The 16275-nt window shown below is 66.8% G+C and carries 20 protein-coding genes; 3 read left to right on the top strand and 17 right to left on the bottom strand.

Annotated elements, in window-relative coordinates; genetic code table 11:
* Positions 1-4: 4 nt before the first annotated feature.
* Entirely contained in the window at positions 5-364 is a 360-nt protein-coding gene (locus tag C6P61_RS08745) for a DUF2946 family protein (RefSeq protein WP_170067348.1), read from the bottom strand.
* A 110-nt stretch (positions 365-474) separates the two neighbouring features.
* Here C6P61_RS08745 and C6P61_RS08740 point away from each other — a divergent pair, with 110 nt between their 5' ends.
* A complete protein-coding gene (locus tag C6P61_RS08740; protein ID WP_105729549.1) occupies positions 475-2778 on the top strand; it encodes an NADP-dependent malic enzyme in 2304 nt (767 codons plus the stop codon).
* A 151-nt stretch (positions 2779-2929) separates the two neighbouring features.
* Positions 2930-3292, top strand: coding sequence for a thioredoxin family protein (locus tag C6P61_RS08735; protein WP_105729548.1), 363 nt, complete (start codon positions 2930-2932; stop codon positions 3290-3292).
* A 98-nt stretch (positions 3293-3390) separates the two neighbouring features.
* Here C6P61_RS08735 and C6P61_RS08730 read toward each other — a convergent pair whose 3' ends face one another.
* From C6P61_RS08730 to C6P61_RS08655, 16 genes are all read right to left on the bottom strand, one after another.
* Entirely contained in the window at positions 3391-3960 is a 570-nt protein-coding gene (locus C6P61_RS08730) for a pyridoxamine 5'-phosphate oxidase family protein (RefSeq protein ID WP_105729547.1), read from the bottom strand.
* The gene (locus C6P61_RS08725) at positions 3957-4169 is read right to left on the bottom strand and encodes a DUF2805 domain-containing protein (protein WP_105729546.1); all 213 of its coding nucleotides are present in this window, start codon (positions 4167-4169) and stop codon (positions 3957-3959) included. Before C6P61_RS08725 ends, C6P61_RS08730 begins: the two co-directional genes overlap by 4 nt.
* Positions 4150-4329: a hypothetical protein gene (locus C6P61_RS08720; RefSeq protein ID WP_105729545.1), complete on the bottom strand. Its 180-nt coding sequence runs from the start codon at positions 4327-4329 to the stop codon at positions 4150-4152. The genes C6P61_RS08725 and C6P61_RS08720 overlap by 20 nt, the downstream gene beginning before the upstream one ends.
* A gap of 85 nt (positions 4330-4414) precedes the next feature.
* A complete protein-coding gene (locus C6P61_RS08715; RefSeq protein ID WP_105729544.1) occupies positions 4415-5746 on the bottom strand; it encodes a type II toxin-antitoxin system HipA family toxin in 1332 nt (443 codons plus the stop codon).
* The gene (locus C6P61_RS08710) at positions 5746-6051 is read right to left on the bottom strand and encodes a helix-turn-helix domain-containing protein (protein WP_105729543.1); all 306 of its coding nucleotides are present in this window, start codon (positions 6049-6051) and stop codon (positions 5746-5748) included. The genes C6P61_RS08715 and C6P61_RS08710 overlap by 1 nt, the downstream gene beginning before the upstream one ends.
* Positions 6052-6287: 236 nt before the next feature.
* Complete coding sequence (locus C6P61_RS08705) at positions 6288-7040, bottom strand: TerC family protein (RefSeq protein ID WP_105729542.1); 753 nt, start codon at positions 7038-7040, stop codon at positions 6288-6290.
* Between the two features lie 155 nt (positions 7041-7195).
* Positions 7196-8062 carry a xanthine dehydrogenase accessory protein XdhC gene (gene xdhC, locus C6P61_RS08700; protein ID WP_425319740.1) on the bottom strand — a complete coding sequence of 289 codons (867 nt, stop codon included), beginning with the start codon at positions 8060-8062 and terminating at the stop codon, positions 7196-7198.
* A 52-nt stretch (positions 8063-8114) separates the two neighbouring features.
* Complete coding sequence (locus tag C6P61_RS08695; RefSeq protein ID WP_105729541.1) at positions 8115-8531, bottom strand: universal stress protein; 417 nt, start codon at positions 8529-8531, stop codon at positions 8115-8117.
* Between the two features lie 12 nt (positions 8532-8543).
* Complete coding sequence (locus C6P61_RS08690) at positions 8544-9260, bottom strand: TerC family protein (RefSeq protein WP_105729540.1); 717 nt, start codon at positions 9258-9260, stop codon at positions 8544-8546.
* A 99-nt stretch (positions 9261-9359) separates the two neighbouring features.
* The gene (locus tag C6P61_RS08685) at positions 9360-9905 is read right to left on the bottom strand and encodes a DUF2889 domain-containing protein (protein WP_105729539.1); all 546 of its coding nucleotides are present in this window, start codon (positions 9903-9905) and stop codon (positions 9360-9362) included.
* Positions 9906-9954: 49 nt separating this feature from the next.
* Positions 9955-10704 (bottom strand): lysophospholipid acyltransferase family protein, encoded by a 750-nt coding sequence (locus tag C6P61_RS08680; RefSeq protein ID WP_105729538.1) that lies wholly within the window; start codon positions 10702-10704, stop codon positions 9955-9957.
* Between the two features lie 13 nt (positions 10705-10717).
* Positions 10718-12046 (bottom strand): dihydroorotase, encoded by a 1329-nt coding sequence (locus C6P61_RS08675; RefSeq protein WP_105729537.1) that lies wholly within the window; start codon positions 12044-12046, stop codon positions 10718-10720.
* A gap of 23 nt (positions 12047-12069) precedes the next feature.
* Positions 12070-13029 (bottom strand): aspartate carbamoyltransferase catalytic subunit, encoded by a 960-nt coding sequence (locus tag C6P61_RS08670; RefSeq protein WP_105729536.1) that lies wholly within the window; start codon positions 13027-13029, stop codon positions 12070-12072.
* Between the two features lies 1 nt (position 13030).
* Positions 13031-13552, bottom strand: a complete 522-nt coding sequence (gene pyrR, locus C6P61_RS08665) for a bifunctional pyr operon transcriptional regulator/uracil phosphoribosyltransferase PyrR (RefSeq protein WP_105729535.1) — start codon at positions 13550-13552, stop codon at positions 13031-13033.
* Positions 13549-13968 (bottom strand): Holliday junction resolvase RuvX, encoded by a 420-nt coding sequence (gene ruvX, locus C6P61_RS08660; RefSeq protein ID WP_105729534.1) that lies wholly within the window; start codon positions 13966-13968, stop codon positions 13549-13551. Before ruvX ends, pyrR begins: the two co-directional genes overlap by 4 nt.
* Positions 13965-14696 (bottom strand): YqgE/AlgH family protein, encoded by a 732-nt coding sequence (locus C6P61_RS08655; RefSeq protein WP_105729578.1) that lies wholly within the window; start codon positions 14694-14696, stop codon positions 13965-13967. The genes ruvX and C6P61_RS08655 overlap by 4 nt, the downstream gene beginning before the upstream one ends.
* Before the next feature lie 25 nt (positions 14697-14721).
* On the opposite strand from C6P61_RS08655, the gene C6P61_RS08650 reads away from it, so the two are divergent.
* Positions 14722-16218: a cryptochrome/photolyase family protein gene (locus tag C6P61_RS08650; RefSeq protein WP_105729533.1), complete on the top strand. Its 1497-nt coding sequence runs from the start codon at positions 14722-14724 to the stop codon at positions 16216-16218.
* Positions 16219-16275 lie beyond the last annotated feature (57 nt).

The raw sequence follows: 16275 nt of genomic DNA, 5'->3' as shown, positions 1-16275 counted from the left end.
GGAATCAGACGAAAGAAGGCGGCGCTCGCGCCTGCACACGCCAAGCCGCCAGCCGCGCGGGCGGCGCACGCAGCGCGGCGACGGGATCGGATGCGTCCGGACCGGCATGGAAACCGACAGCAAAGGATGGGGGCAGGATGGCCGGTGCGTCGAGCAGGCACCACTCGCAATGCAGGCCAGCCAGGACCGGGCGACTGTCCTGGGAGAACTCCCGGGCCGGTTCGGCCGCGCGCAGGATGCCGGTGCTGCTGCAGACCTCGAACGGCAGCGCGGGTGCCATCCGCAGCGCCGCTTGCGCGACGGCAGGCGCCAGGGCGTGCAGCAGGACCGCCCACAGGACCCAGCCCGTAGTCCATCGTCGCACAAGGCTCTTGCAGCTCATGGCTTCAATTGTAGCCACGCGACGCCGTTACACTGTGTGTCAGCTTCAGGCAAGGTAGGCTTGCTTGAGGCTCCCAAGGAGCACTAGAAAATATGACCCCCGCAGAACAAGCGTTGCGCGACGCCGCACTGGACTATCACCGTTCGCCCAGCAAGGGCAAGATCAGCGTCAACGCGACCAAGCCGCTGTCCAACCAGCGCGACCTGTCGCTGGCCTACTCCCCCGGAGTGGCCTACCCCTGCCTGGCGATCGAGCAGGACCCGACCCTGGCGGCCGACTACACCAGCCGCGGCAACCTGGTCGCCGTGATCACCAACGGCACCGCCGTGCTGGGCCTGGGCAATATCGGCCCGCTGGCCTCCAAGCCGGTGATGGAAGGCAAGGGCTGCCTGTTCAAGAAGTTCGCCGGCATCGACGTGTTCGACATCGAACTCGACGAGAACGATCCCGACAAGCTGGTCGACATCATCGCCTCGATGGAGCCCACGCTGGGCGGCATCAACCTGGAAGACATCAAGGCGCCCGAGTGCTTCTACATCGAGAAGAAGCTCAAGGAGCGCATGAACATTCCGGTGTTCCACGATGACCAGCATGGCACCGCGATCATCTCGAGCGCCGCCCTGCTCAACGGCCTGGAACTGGTCGGCAAGGACATCGGCGCGATCAAGATGGCAGTCTCGGGTGCCGGCGCTGCCGCCATCGCCTGCCTCGACGTCATGATCGGTCTGGGCGTCAAGGTCGAGAACATCCTGGTCTGCGACTCCAAGGGCGTGATCCACAGCCAGCGCGCCGATGCCCTGGCCGGCAAGCTCGACGCCTCCAAGCAGCGCTTCTGCCGCGACACCGACAAGCGCACCCTGGCTGACGCCATGGTCGGCTGCGATGTCTTCATGGGCTGCTCGGCCCCCGGCGTGGTCGACGCCGAGATGGTCAAGTCGATGGCCGACAAGCCGATCATCCTGGCACTGGCCAACCCGGAACCCGAGATCCGCCCCGAGATCGCCAAGGCCGCGCGCCCGGACTGCATCATCGCGACCGGCCGCTCGGACTACCCGAACCAGGTCAACAACGTCCTGTGCTTCCCCTACATCTTCCGTGGCGCGCTCGACTGCGGCGCGACCAAGATCACCGAAGAGATGAAGCTGGCCTGCGTGCGCCAGATCGCCGACCTGGCCAAGAGCGAGATCAGCGACGAAGTCGCCTCCGCCTACGCCGGCCAGGAACTGGTGTTCGGCCCCGACTACCTGATCCCCAAGCCGTTCGACTCGCGCCTGATCCTCAAGATCGCGCCGGCCGTCGCCCAGGCGGCCGCTGACAGCGGCGTCGCGACCCGTCCGATCCAGGACATGGAAGCCTACAAGGAGAGCCTGGGCCGCTTCATTTACCAGACCGGCATCCTGATGCGTCCGGTCTTCAACGCCGCCAAGGCCATCGCCGGCGACAAGAAGCGCATCGCCTTTGCCGACGGCGAGGACGAGCGCGCGCTGCGTGCCGCCCAGGCCGCGATCGACGACCATCTGGCGACCCCGATCCTGATCGGTCGCCCGGCCGTGATCAGCACGCGCATCGCCAAGGCCGGCCTGCGCATCCGCCCCGGCATCGACCTCGACATCGTCAACCCCGAGGACGATCCGCGCTTCCGCCAGTACTGGGAAACCTACCACCAGCTGATGGGCCGCAACGGCGTCACCCCCGATGTCGCCAAGGCCGCCGTGCGCCGCTCCAACACCATCATCGCCGCGCTGATGGTCAAGCTCGGCGATGCCGACGCCATGATCTGCGGCCTGGTCGGCAACTACGAGACCCACCTCGAGCGCATCGAGAGCATCATCGGCCTGAAGGCGGGCGCGAACCAGTTCGCCGCGCTCAATGCACTCAACACCGACCGCGGTCCGCTGTTCATCGCCGACACCTATGTCAACGACTGCCCCGACGCCGAGCAACTGGCCGAGATCGCCTGGCTGTCGGTCAAGGAAGTGCAGCGCTTCGGCATTCCGCCCAAGGTCGCCTTCCTGTCGCATTCGAGCTACGGCTCGTCGAGCCGCCCGTCGGCGCGCAAGATGCGCCTGGCACGCGAGCTGTTCGCCGCCGCCCACCCCGAGATCGAATGTGACGGCGAACTGCACGGCGATGCCGCGCTGGAAGAGGACATCCGCCGCAGCTACCTGGCCGACTCGGCCCTGAGCGGTTCGGCCAACATCCTGATCTGCCCGAACCTCGATTCGGCCAACATCCTGTTCAACGTCCTCAAGACCACGACCAGCGGTGGCGTGACCGTCGGCCCGATCCTGATGGGTTCGGCCGCCAGCGCGCATATCCTGACCCCGGCCGCGACCATGCGCCGCGTGCTCAACATGACGGCCGTTGCCGCCGTCAGCGGCGCCGACAAGGCCTGAAGCCTGCTTGCCCGGGGCCACGAACGGCCCCGACAGCCAATACAAGGAGCGCCCTCGGGCGCTCTTTTCCATTGGGGCTGGCGTCGGGGCTGGGGCTGAAAGCGCAGAGGCCAGATGGCCGGGTGGCAACCGCCTTTGGTAAGCTCGCCACATGAGCCATTCCCCCGCCACGGCCACCGTCCAGGTGGTCTGCCTCTGCGCCGCCTGGTGCGGCACCTGCCGTGAATATGCCGAGCCCTTCGAGGCGCTGGCCCGGGCCCAGCCGCAACTGCGCTGCCACTGGGTCGATGTCGAGGACGAGGCCGACCTGCTCGATGAGCTGGACGTCGAGAACTTTCCCACCCTGCTGATCGGCGTCAACGGCCAGCCGGTCTTCTTCGGCGTGCTGCTGCCGCATATCCAGACGCTCGAACGGCTGCTGCAGGAAGCGGCCGGACTGCGCCCGCTGCCCGAGGGAGAGCACAGCGAGACGCTGCGCCAGCTGCTCAAGACCCTGGCCGAGCGCCCGCTCTGAACGCCGGGTCCGGCAACTACAAGAAATTGCGCCCGGCTACCGGGGTCAGCGGACAGGCTTGCCCGGCAGCCGCTGTGGGCCCAGGCATGTCGCTGATCTCAAGGGACCAACCACTGCCCGGCCCAATGGCTGGCACGGGTGAATTGCGCGCGTCGATGGTCAGCGCCCAGATGCAGCAGCTCCATCGATCGGATGGTCAGGGACAACACGGCAAACACCGCTGGGTCAGCTTGCTGGTCATAGTCCAACGCGCCTGGTATCGGATGGCCGGGTCGCTGACTGCTGCTGTAGGCGCTGCGCGAGTGCTCTGGCACCCTGGCCCAGGCTGCGGCCACCTCAGGCCCGGTAGCGATTGCCACGTCGGCCTCCAGCCTGATCTGCAGCCGAGAGCCGTGGTCCCAGACATGGAGCGCCGCCACCGGAGTCACCCTGAGATCAGCGATCTTGGCTGAATGCAGATTGGTGTGCAGTTCCAGCCTGCCGGTTGATGGATCCGCGGCACGCAAGACCACGGTGCGAGCTTTTGGCAAGCCATCCGGGCTGACCGTGGCCAATGTCGGATGGCGTGCCGGCGCATGACGGTCATGCACGCCCCGCACCAGTCTTTGCCAGGCATGGTCATGCAGCGTGACGAGCTCCCTGGCCCAAGGGTGTGGATCAAGCGTCATTTGTAGAACTCGCGTCGATCGGTAAACTGCCGCACCCGCTTGCGCCACGCCACATAGCTGCCTGGCTTGAGCTCGCGCCGCATCAAGGCCTTGACCTCATCGGGCGCCAGACCGTGCAAGGCCTGGATCTGAGCAAAGCTGATGTGGTCACTGAGCGCCATGGCGATCACTTCGCCGACCGTTGCCGCATCAGGCTGGAGCCGTGCCATCGTCAGTGGGCAACTTCGATTCCGAACCCTCATCGCTGCGCTGACTGTCAGCGGGGGCCGGATGACACATGCGCGTGCCGTCCCAGCGTTGGCCGCACCAGCAGTAACCCTTGGCATTGATGATGCAGGTGCCGCTGCCGCAGCAACGTGTGTCTTCCATGATCTGGCCCCAGTGATTTGAATCCAGTCGAGCTTAGGGCCACAGCAGAGGCCCGGGTGCGGCAGGGGGCATGTCGATATGGCGTTCAATTGTGCCCAAGCAAGGGCGAGCGTCCGATCCTGGCTTTTTCTACCTTGAGCTTCTCTGGCGCGGAAAACCCATCAAATGCGTCACCAGGACTCCAATCTCCTGTGGCATAAACCCGCTGGTCACGCAAACCCTGCACGCCTTCAGCCCAGGCCATCAGCATGCGTTTACCGATGTCGCCAAAGCCGGGGTGCTGCTGCATTGCCTGGCGTACCTGCGGCCCCACATCGGCCACGGCGTCGCTGATGGCCTGCACCATCTGTTGCTGCTCCTTGGGCTGAATACCCAAGGTCGCAGCAATGAACTTTTGCAGGTTCTTGCCCGGCGTCCAGGTCTTCTTGGCCATGAACTCGATGCCGGGTGGGTTGTGCTGAAAGCCCGCGTACACGCTGGTCGTGAGCATGTCGTAAGCGGGGGTGAGCTGCACGTCGGCCCGGCTGGTGTAGCGCAAGGCCAGGTTCTTGGCGTGGCAATCGGCATTGCGCAGCGCGTAGGTAAGGAGCAAGGTGGTGGCGAGCTGCCGATACATGTCCAGTCGCTGCGGGCCGGGCACATGGTCGCGCACAGCTTTGGCGATGCGCTCCCAGGTGGTGTCGTACTTGGCAGCGGGGCGCAGGCCCAGCAGGCTGCAAAAGTCTTCCATGCCCCAATGCGGCTGGCCTTGTTCATCCACGTCGAAACGGTGCACCACCAGGGCCTGGCCGTCGTCGGATACTTCCGTCTTGGCCGTCGGCATGACGCGGCTGGCCACCTGCATGCACAGGTGCTCGTTCAAGGCCACAAAGGGCAGTTGAGCACTGGAGCCCTTGATGATGTGACGGCGGGTGACAAGGCTGGCTTTCCTGTGCTGTGCCAGGGGAGCGCCATCTTCGGCCTGCGAATCGAGAAACTTGGGCACCACGCCCGACACACCGCTGGTCGCATGCTGGCGTACCAGGGCGGCAAAGGCGGCTTCCGAGTTATCGCCCTTCAGCAATGCGGCCACCTCAACCGACTTCGCCGGCTCACTGAGTTCGGCGCCAGGCGCGGCCACCTGCAGGCGGCCCACCATGTTGCGGCCGATCACAGACAGCAAGGCAATCGGACTGGCGCCGATGTGCGGGCCGAACTGCTCTTGCAACATCTGGAGCAAATAGCCCTCGGGCAAGTTCATCTGCAACACGGGCGCAAGCTGGTCGTCCCAGACATAGGATTCGGTGCGAACAGGCATGGTGAGCGACACGAAGTCGTCTGCCGCCACCTGGGGGTGGTAGGTCAGCACGCTCCTGAAGTCGCCCGATTGCTCCAGCGTGGCCACTTCGCGGCCCAGCACGTACACGGATAACGGCATCACCGGGTGCCTTGGCCAGAATTGCCGATGGAACCCCGCGCCGGCCCAGTGACAGCCTGTGCACGCTCACGGCGCAGTTCGTCCAGATTGCCCGACTGGCCCTGAGCCATCACGTCCAGCTCGGCGCCCAGCACCGCCAACACCGCCAGCAACTTGCGCGAGCCGAATTCGGCTGTCCTGCCGCGCTCGAAGCGCGACAGGGATTCGGGCGTGATGCCCGCCTTGCTCGCCACGTCGCCCTGCTTGAGACCCAGCAGCTTGCGGCGTGCGGCAACGGCTTCACCCAGTTCTTGAAGGGTTTGCAATTGATATTTACGTCAATTTAAATTTGTTTACGACAACTTTTTGATGTAAAAATCAAAAAATAAGTAGCTCCAGTGTACCAGTCACTGACCACCGGAGGTGGCTGCAGACTGCCTGCCAGCTACGCCGGAACGAACAAAGGCCCGCTTGCGCGGGCCTCGGGTGGATGGCCTAGATGGCCCCGGCGAGACTGCCAGACCCGGCAGGCGCCGGGCGCGTCAGGCCGTGTTGGGCAGCATCAGGCCGCGTTGGCCTTGGCCAGGCGCTTGCTGCGTGCCCGCAGGTTGAGGGCCTCGACCGCGAGCGAGAAAGCCATCGCCGCGTAGACATAGCCCTTGGGAATATGCACTTCGAAGGCTTCGGCGGTCAGCGCCATGCCGACCATGACCAGGAAGGCCAGTGCCAGCACCTTGACCGAGGGGTGCGAGTCGACGAAGTCGCCGATCGGCTTGGCCGCGAACATCATCACGCCGACGGCGGCGATCACGGCAGCAACCATGACGGCCAGGTTGTCGACCATGCCGACCGCCGTGATGACCGAGTCCAGGCTGAACACGATGTCGATGATGGCGATCTGACCGATGATGCCCCAGAACAGGCGCTGGCCGGCGGCCTTGAGCGTGGCGGCGTCGGTGTCAGGCGCATGGTCTTGCTCGCGTGCCTCGACCTCGACGAAGATCTCGTGCGAGGCCTTCCAGAGCAGGAACAGGCCACCCGCCAGCAGCACGATGTCGCGTCCGCTGATGCCCTGGCCGAAAACGGAGAACAGGTCGGCCTTCAGGCCCATGATCCAGCTCAGCGAAGCCAGCAGCAGCAGGCGCGAGATCATCGCGAAGCCCAGGCCCAGGCGGCGCGCCTTGTCGCGCTGCTCGGGCGGCAGACGTCCGACCAGGATCGAGATGAAGATGATGTTGTCCACGCCGAGCACGATCTCGAGCGTGGTCAGCATGGCAAAGGCGATCCAGATGTTGGGGTCGAACAGGAAGTCCATCTTTTTTTTCCGTAAATGAATGAGCCTGGGCAGGCAAGATGTCCAAGGATAACGAGTCTTGATGACACTGACCAGCAGTCCAGGCGGGGCCAACCCTTCGGAAAAACCGAAGGGTTGCTAACCCAGTATCAGCCCTTGCCGGCCAGCGCGGGCAGCTACCGACCAGGGACGGCCCTGGCGCCGGGCACGGAACTGCCGAACTGCAGCAACTGTGCCGCGACGCTGGCGGCGATCACCGCCGGCTGCTTGCCCGCGATGCCGGGCAGTCCGATCGGACAGATGACCGAGGCAAGCTCCTGCGGCGCGAAGCCGCGCGCTTGCAGGCGCTGGCGAAAGCTGGCCCATTTGGTCTGGCTGCCGATCAGGCCGATGAAAGGCAGGTCGGCGCGCTCGCGCTGGCGCTGCAGGCAGGCCGCGACCAGCTCGAAATCCTCGACATGGCTGAAGCTCATGATCAGCACCAGACTGCCCGGCGCGAGCTCGGGCACGGCAAGCTGGACCGGATCGGACGACTCGGCCTGCACCGTCTCGGGCAGGCCGGCAGGAAACAGGCCGTCCCGGCTGTCGATCCAGCGCAGGGAAAAAGGCAGCGGGAGCAGCGCCTGCACTAGCGCCTGGCCGACATGGCCGGCGCCGAAGATCGCCACCGGCACGCGCGCCGGCTCGAGTCCGGGCAGCCGGCTGGCTGCGGCCGCATCGGCCAGGTAATGGAATTGCAGCTCGGCACTGCCGCCACAGCATTGGCCCAGGCTGGGCCCGAGCGCATAGCGCCGGATCTGTCCGTTCAGGGGGGAGGCGCTGCCTTGCTGCAGCAATTCGCGCGCCGCGGCGATCGCCTGCAGCTCAAGGTGTCCGCCGCCGACGCTGCCGAGCAGCCAGTCGGCGCCGAGCGCCAGCCAGGCGCCGGGCTCGCGCGGGACCGAGCCCCGGGTGGCGCTGACCGTCACGAGCACGGCCGGCCCCTGCTCAAGCGCGCGCAGCAAGGCGGCGCGGTCGGTCATGGCAGCAGCGAAGATTGACATGCTGCCCAGTATGCCAGCGGCTGGGGCCGGGACCGCTGCGCCACCGCTCAGGTCACTTGACCAGCGTGACCCGGGTCTTGGCCTGTTCCGAGACTTCGGCCGCGACCGAGCCCATCAGCAGCTGCAGCAGGCCGGTGCGGCCGTGGCTGCCCATGACGATCTCGTCAAAGCCCTGCTCGGCCGCAAAGCGGCTGATCTGGTCGGCCGGGTGACCGACCAGCACATGCTGCTGATAGGCCACGCCGGCAGCGTCGAGCAAGGCCCGCGCGATGGCGAGTTCGGCCAGGCCTTCGTCGCGGTGGTAGGCATTGAGCTCGTCGCTGCTGACGAAGCTGCGCACATTGCCATCGACCGGCAGCTGCACATTGAGCAGATGCAGCTCGAGCCCGGCGGTGCCGCGCTGCAGCACCTGCTCGATGGCGCGCGCGCCAGCAGCCGAACCGTCGAGGGGGATCAGGATCTTGGTCATGTACGAGTCCTCTCAGTCTTTCTTGGCCAGGTCGACCAGCGGGGCCTGCTCGGCCGGTGCCTGGCGCGCAGCGATCAGCTTGCCAACCACGACCACGAACAGCGCACCGACGACGGCGGTGACGTAGTGCAGCCAGGAGGGCGCATCCTTCAGGTAATCCTTGAGGAATTCGTCGGTGACGAACATGCCGCCAGCGATCCAGCCCAGCAGGGCCGCGCCCAGCGTGATCACGACCGGGAAGCGGTCCATCAGCGTCAGCACGAACTTGCTGCCCCAGACGATGATCGGGATGCTGAACAGGATGCCGAACACGACCAGGCCCATGTTGCCATGGGCGGCACCGGCGACGGCGATCACGTTGTCCAGGCTCATGACCGCATCGGCGATCACGATGGTCTTGATCGCGCCGAACAAGGTGGTGGCGCCCTCGACGTTGTCGTGGTCATCGTCCTCGGACTGCAGCAGCTTGACGCCGATCCACAGCAGCAGCAAGGCGCCGATGATCTTCAGGAACGGCAGCGCGAGCAGCTGCAGCGCGAAGAAGATCATCACGATGCGCAGGCCGATCGCGCCGACCACGCCCCAGGCGATGCCCTTGTTGCGCTGCGACTCGGGCAGCTTGCGGCAGGCCAGCGCGATCACGACCGCGTTGTCACCGCCAAGCAGGATGTCGATGGCGATGATCTGCAGCACCTGCAGCAGAAACGCCAAGCTTAAATACTCTTCCATTGTCACCTCTTGCTAAGTCTTGCTCAGGATGGTTGCGTGGCATACAAGACGCCGGTGGCGGCATCGTACACCAGGGTTTTGCCGCTGCCGATGTGGAAACTACGGCGTTGCGGCAGGCCGGTACAGCAGCGGAAACTCGCGCGCCACCACGGAGCCCGCGATGTCCCAGGCGGTGCAGGTGCCGAGGTAGGCCGGCGTTTCGTCGGGCGCTGCGTCGGCACGGCCGCGCTCCATGCCCTGGAAGGCAGCCGTCGCCATGTTGAACAGCAACTCGCGGATATGGGTGCAACCCTGCGCCTTGCCCAGATGCTGGTCGATCGCCTTGCGCCAACCACCGGCCATGGTGCAGCCGACCATGCGCTGCATGTGCGCCATGGCCTGCGGGCAGATGCCGTGCGGGTAGGCCTCCATCGAGACCGCGATCTCGTGCACGACCTTGGCGTCGTCGATCGTCGCGCGGATCAGCATGTGGTGGATCGGCTCGCCGGGCTGCCAGCTGCGCTCGTTGCGGATCGTGAACAGCTCGGACTTGGTGTCGATCAACTCGCCCTCGACGTCCCACAGGCCATCGTCGCGCAGGAAACAGCGGAATCGGGTTTCGCGGGTATTGACCTGTCGTCGGGGCTGGGGAGCGGGAAGCGGCATGTTATCGACTCGGAAACGGTAAGGGTTGAAAAAATGGCGTGCGCTGGCCTCAGTCGGGCAACGGCAGGTCGAGCCGCTGGGCCAGTTCGCGCCGCAGCGCCTCGGCCCAGGTCCGGCGGTCGCGGCCCTGCGCGGTATCGGCCAGGCCGACATGCAGCTCGGCCTGCAAGCCGGTGGCGCACGCTGTGCGCCAGAGCGACTCGAGCAGGCTGGTGTCACCAATATAGGTCGGCGCGTCGTGGCGCAAGCCGCTGCGCGCATCGGTGTACTGCAGCCCGAGCAGCTGCACCGGCATCTCGGTGGCGACGGCGGCCTGCAGCAGGTTGGCGTGAAACGGCAGCAGGCTGCTGCCGTCGCCAGTCGTGCCCTCGGGGAAGACCGCCAGCCGGTCGCCGGCACGCAGCCGCTCGGCCATCAGGTGCACCACCCGCATCGCGTCGCGCCGGCGGTCGCGTTCGATGAACAGCGCGCCCGAGCCCTCGACCAGGCCGCCGATCAGCGGCCACTGCCGCACATCGGACTTGGAGACGAAGCGGCAAGGCAGCGCCGCGTTGATCACGATGATGTCGAGCCAGGAGATATGGTTGGCCAGCACCAGCAGCGGCCCGCGCCCAGGCAGCTCGCCATGCACCTGCAGTTGCAGGCCCAGCAGCCCGAGCAGGCGGCGCGACCAGTGCTGCACCAGGGCCTGGCGCTGCTCGAAGTCGAGCTGACTGAAGCGGCGTCTGATGATCCAGGCACCGTTCAGCAGATGGGCCAGCACGCGCAACAGGCGCCAGCCGGCGCGCAGGATTTTCATGCGGCGACCATTCTCAGGCGCGCGACGCGGCCAGCGCGTCGTAGGCAAGCTGGCCGGCCACCAGCGTGGCGCGCACCGACACCGGCAGCTCGTGGCCGCCAAAGGGGGTGTGCTTGCCGCGGCTGCGCAGCGTATCCTCGCCCACGGTCCAGTAGGCCTTGGGATCGATCACGCAGAGGTCGGCCACGCCGCCTTCGACCACGCGCCCGATGCTCGAAGCCAGCGTGCCCAGGCTATTGCCCAGCACCGCCGCCGGGCCCTGGGTCAGCACGGCCAGCGCGCGCGCCAGCGGCACGCCGTCCTGCTCGGCCCATTTCCAGGCCAGGCCCAGCAGCAGCTCGACGGCGGTGGCACCGGCCTCGGCCTCGGCGAAGGGCAGGATCTTGGCGTCGGCATCGACCGGGTTGTGGTCGGACACCAGTGCGTCGATGGTGCCGTCGGCTAGGCCGCGGCGCAGCGCCTCGCGGTCGCGCTGCTGGCGCACCGGCGGCTGCAGGCGCAGGCGGCTGTCGAAATAGCCGATGTCGATATCGGTCAGGTGCAGGTTGTGCACGCTGATGTCGCAGGTCACCGGCAGGCCTTCGGCCTTGGCCTGGCGCACCAGCTCCAAGCCGGCGGCGCTGCTGATGCGGCACAGGTGCAGCTGGACCTGGGTGCCGGGCGCCTTGCAGACGCCGCGCAGCAGCTCGAACAGGGTCTGCAGCGCGATCACCTCGGCCGAAACCGGGATACCGGCCAGGCCCAGGCGGGTCGCGAGCGGGCCGCTGGCGGCCACGCCCTTGCCGAGCCAGAAGTCCTGCGGCCGCAGCCAGACGCTGTAGCCGAAGGTGGCGGCGTACTGCAGCGCGCGCTGCAGCACCTGGGTGTTGACGATCGGCACCTCGGCCTGGCTGAAGGCGACGCAGCCCGAATCGGTCAGCTCGACCATCTCGGTCAGCACTTCACCCTTCAGGCCGCGCGTCAGCGCGCCGAGCGGGAACACGCGCGACTGGTGCAGGCGTTCAGCGCGGTACTTGAGCATCTGCACCAGGCCGGGCTCGTCGAGCACCGGCTCGGTGTCGGGCGGGCAGACCAGGCTGGTGACGCCACCGGCGACGGCCGCGGCGGTTTCGCTGGCCAGCATGCCGGCGTATTCCTGGCCGGGCTCGCGCAGCCGCATCGACAGGTCGACCAGGCCCGGCGCGACGATGCAGCCGCTGGCGTCGATGACGCGGTTCGGAGTGAAATCAGCCGGCAGCTGGCCGATGCCGACGATGCGGCCGGCCGCGATGGCGATGTCGGCCAGGCGGTCGGTGCCGCTGGCGGGGTCGATCAGGCGACCGCCCTGGATCAGGGTTTTCATGTGAAGTCCTTGTCTGTAGCGGTTCAGGCCATATTGCCAGCGACGATGCCCATGACGGCCATGCGCACCGCGATGCCGAAGGTCACCTGCGGCAGCACCACGCTCTGGCCGCCATCGACCACGCTCGAGTCGATCTCGACGCCGCGGTTGATCGGGCCCGGGTGCATCACGATCGCATCGGGCTTGGCCCATTGCATGCGCTCAGGCGTGACGCCAAAGCTCTTGAAATACTCGTGGCTCGAGGGCAGCAGCGCGCCGCTCATGCGCTCGTTCTGCAGCCGCAGCGTGATCACGACATCGGCGTCCTTGATGCCCTCTTCCAGCGTATGGCAGACCCGCACGCCCATGTCGGCGAACTCGGCCGGCACCAGGGTACGGGGCCCCACCACGCGCAGGTCGGGGCAGCCCAGCGTGGTCAGCGCGTGGATGTCGGAGCGCGCCACGCGCGAGTGCAGCACGTCGCCGACGATCGCCACCGACAGATTCGTGAAGTCCTTCTTGTAGTGGCGGATCGTGTACATGTCGAGCAGGCCCTGGGTCGGGTGCGCGTGGCGGCCGTCACCGGCGTTGACGACATGGACATGGGGCGCGACATGCTGGGCGATCAGGTAGGGCGCGCCCGATTCGCCGTGGCGCACGACGAAGATGTCGGCCGCCATCGCCGACAGGTTGGCAATCGTGTCGAGCAGCGACTCGCCCTTGGCGGTCGAGCTGCGCGCGATGTCGAGGTTGAACACATCGGCCGACAGGCGCTTGGCCGCGATCTCGAAGGTGGTGCGGGTGCGGGTGCTGTTCTCGAAGAACAGGTTGAACACGCTTTTGCCGCGCAGCAGCGGCACCTTCTTGACCTCGCGGTCGCCGAGGCTGACGAAGTTGCCGGCGGTGTCGAGGATCTGGGTCAGGATCTCGCGCGGCAGGCCTTCGGTCGAGAGCAGGTGGATCAGCTCGCCGTTCTTGTTGAGCTGGGGATTGCGTTTTTTCATGTCAGGCCTCCGCGTTCTTGTCTTGCACCACAAAGCTGAAATGACCTTGCGCGTCGCGCGCGAGCTCGAACGACTGGCTGACCGGCAGCGTCAGGCGCACGGCGGCGAAGTCGGCCTGCATCGGCAGCTCGCGCCCGCCGCGGTCGACCAGCACCGCCAGCTGCACGCTGGCCGGGCGACCGTAGTCGAACAGCTCGTTGATCACGGCGCGGATGGTGCGCCCGGTATAGAGCACATCGTCGATCAGCAGCACCTGGGTGCCATCGACATCGAACGGCAGCCGGGTCTGCTCGCTGCTGGCGCTCAAGCCGCGCTGCTTGTAGTCATCGCGGTGCATGGCCGACGAGATCACGCCGATCTCGCCCTCCAGCCCCAGCTCGCGCTGCAGGCGCGCGGCCAGCCAGGCGCCGCCCGAGGTCACGCCGACCAGCTTGAGCGGGCCCGCGCTCATCGCGATCAGGCCCTTGACGCCGCGCAGCAGCTCGGCATAGAGCGCTTCGGCATCTAAATGAATGAAACTCAAGGCAAACTCCTCAAAAATTGTTCCAGGATGATGCAGGCCGAAGCCGCATCGGCGTCCTTGGCACCCAGGCTGTGCGCCTCGGTCGTGCTGTAGCGCTCGTCGACCTCGTAGACGGCCAGGTTGAAGCGCCCGCGCAGCTGGCGCGCGAACTTGAGCGCGCGCGCGGTGTTCTCGTGCGCGGCGCCGTCCGGGTGGAACGGCACGCCGACTACCAGTGCGTCGGGCTGCCATTCCTTGATGCGGGCCGCCACCTGCAGGAAGCGCGCGTCGCTGCCTTCGGCCTTGATCGTGGCCTGCGGCGTGGCGGTGCGCGTGATGCGGTTGCCGCTGGCGACACCGGTGCGCTTGGCACCGAAGTCGAACGCCAGGAAGCTCATCTGGGCCGGCGGCACGACCGGTGTCGGCAGGCCGCTCATGCTCGCCCCGCTCCGGGCGCCAGCATCCAGGACTCGAGTCCCAGCAAGGCCATGGCCTTGTCGTAGCGCTGCTCGATCGGGGTGTCGAAGATCACGGCCGGGTCGGCCGCCACGGTCAGCCAGCTGTTCTCGGCCAGTTCGGACTCGAGCTGGCCTTCGCCCCAGGATGAATAACCCAGCGAAACCATGACCTTGCGCGGACCGGCACCCGAGGACAGCGCTTCGAGCACGTCGCGCGAGGTCGTCATCTCGAGCCCGCCGTCGATGCGCAGGCTGGAGGCATAGGCCGATGGCGTCTCGGGCTTGACGTCCTCAGACGCGCCATCGGACTCGGCCGGCTCGGTCAACAGCGAGGGCGAAGCCACGCGCTCGAGGCTGCCGAGCGCTTCGCGGATCGCCTCGCGCAGGGCGGGCGGGGTCTCGTCGCTGCCGAAGGCCTTGGCCTCGCCCATGGCCTCGTGCAGCACGAAGCCGCGCTCGGTCTGGATCGGGCCGCCACGCATCAGCGGCGCGCCCTGGAGGTCGGCGCGGCGCAGCTGCAGGTCGAGCCGATCGAACAATTCCCCGAGTCCGATATCGGCCGGCTTGTTGATGATCAGGCCCAGGGCGCCGCGCGCGCTATGCTCGCACAGATAAACCACGCTCTTGCCAAAGAGTTCGTCGTTCAGCCCGGGCATGGCGATCAGGAAATGATGGGTCAAGTTAATAGGGGCGGTATCCGAACTCATGGCTGCGAATTCTAAGCGGCGCGACATGACACTGACTTCCAAGAAATATGACAGCGGACTGATTTGGTTCCGGCGCGACCTGCGCGCGAGCGACCAGGCTGCGCTCTACCATGCGCTGAAGGACTGCAAAAAGGTCTGGTGCGCCTTCGTCTTCGACACCGACATCCTGCAACCGCTGCTGGAGCGCGGCCTGAAGGCCGACCGCCGGGTCGAGTTCATCCACGAGTCGCTGCTCGACCTCGACGAACAGCTGCGCGGTCTGGGACGTGCCAACGGCATCGAGGGCGTCGGGCTGATCGTGCGCCACGGCCCGGCCGGCAGCGAGATCGCGCAACTGGCGAGCGAACTCGGCGTGCAGGCGGTCTACGCCAACCACGACGACGAGCCCGGCGCACGCCAGCGCGACCAGCGCGTGCTCGGTGCGCTGGCCCATGCCGGCATCATGCTGCACCTGCACAAGGACCATGCGATCTTCGAGCGCCACGAGCTCGTGACGCTCAACGGCCGGCCCTACGGCGTCTTCACGCCCTACAAGAACGCCTGGCTCAGGAAGGTCACGCCCTTTCACCTCAAGCCCTACTCGGTCGAGCGCCATGCCGGCGCGCTCGCGCCCTGCCCGGCTTCGCATCCAGCCGGCGTGCCGGCGCTGGCCGAGATCGGCTTCGAGCCGACCAATCTGCGCACGCTCAAGATCCGTACCGGCAGCCGCGGCGCCCAGGGCCTGTTCGAGGATTTCCTGACCCGGATCGAGCGCTACCAGCAGGCGCGCGACTTTCCCGCCGTCAAGGGCCCGAGCTACCTGAGCGTGCACCTGCGCTTTGGCACCATCAGCATCCGCCAGCTCGCCGGCGTCGCGCACCAGATGCACCTGCAAGGCCTGGTCGGCGCCAGCACCTGGCTGTCCGAGCTGATCTGGCGCGACTTCTACCTGCAGATCCTGGCCAATTTCCCGCAGGTGGCCACCGGCTCCTTCAAGCCCGAGTACGACGCGATCAAGTGGGAGCATGGCAAGCAGGCCGACGAACAGTTCCAGGCCTGGTGCGAGGGCCGCACCGGCTATCCGCTGGTCGACGCGGCGATGCGCCAGCTGAACCAGACCGGCTACATGCACAACCGTCTCCGCATGGTCACGGCCAGCTTCCTGTGCAAGGACCTCGGAATCGACTGGCGGCGCGGCGAAGCCTATTTCGCCGAGCGGCTGATCGACTTCGACCTGTCGGCCAACAACGGCGGCTGGCAATGGGCCAGCTCGAGCGGCTGCGACGCCCAGCCCTATTTCCGCATCTTCAACCCGGTCAGCCAGAGCGAGAAGTTCGACCCGCAGGGCAAGTTCATCCGGCGCTATGTGCCCGAGCTCGGCCAACTGCCAGACGGCGCGCTGCACGCGCCCTGGCTGGCGGGCGCGCTCGAACTCGAAGCCGCCGGCCTGGTGCTGGGCCGGGACTATCCGCGCCCGATCGTCGACCACGCCCAGGCGCGCGAGCAGACGCTGGCGCGCTACGCGGTGGTCAAGAAATCCTGACGGCCGCCACTCGCGGCCGGGCCCGCTCTGCTCTTGCACCCGCCTAGGGGGTCAATC

This window comes from Malikia spinosa, from assembly GCF_002980625.1.
GTDB classification, from domain to species: domain Bacteria; phylum Pseudomonadota; class Gammaproteobacteria; order Burkholderiales; family Burkholderiaceae_C; genus Malikia; species Malikia spinosa.
This window is presented reverse-complemented; position numbering and strand designations above follow the sequence as displayed.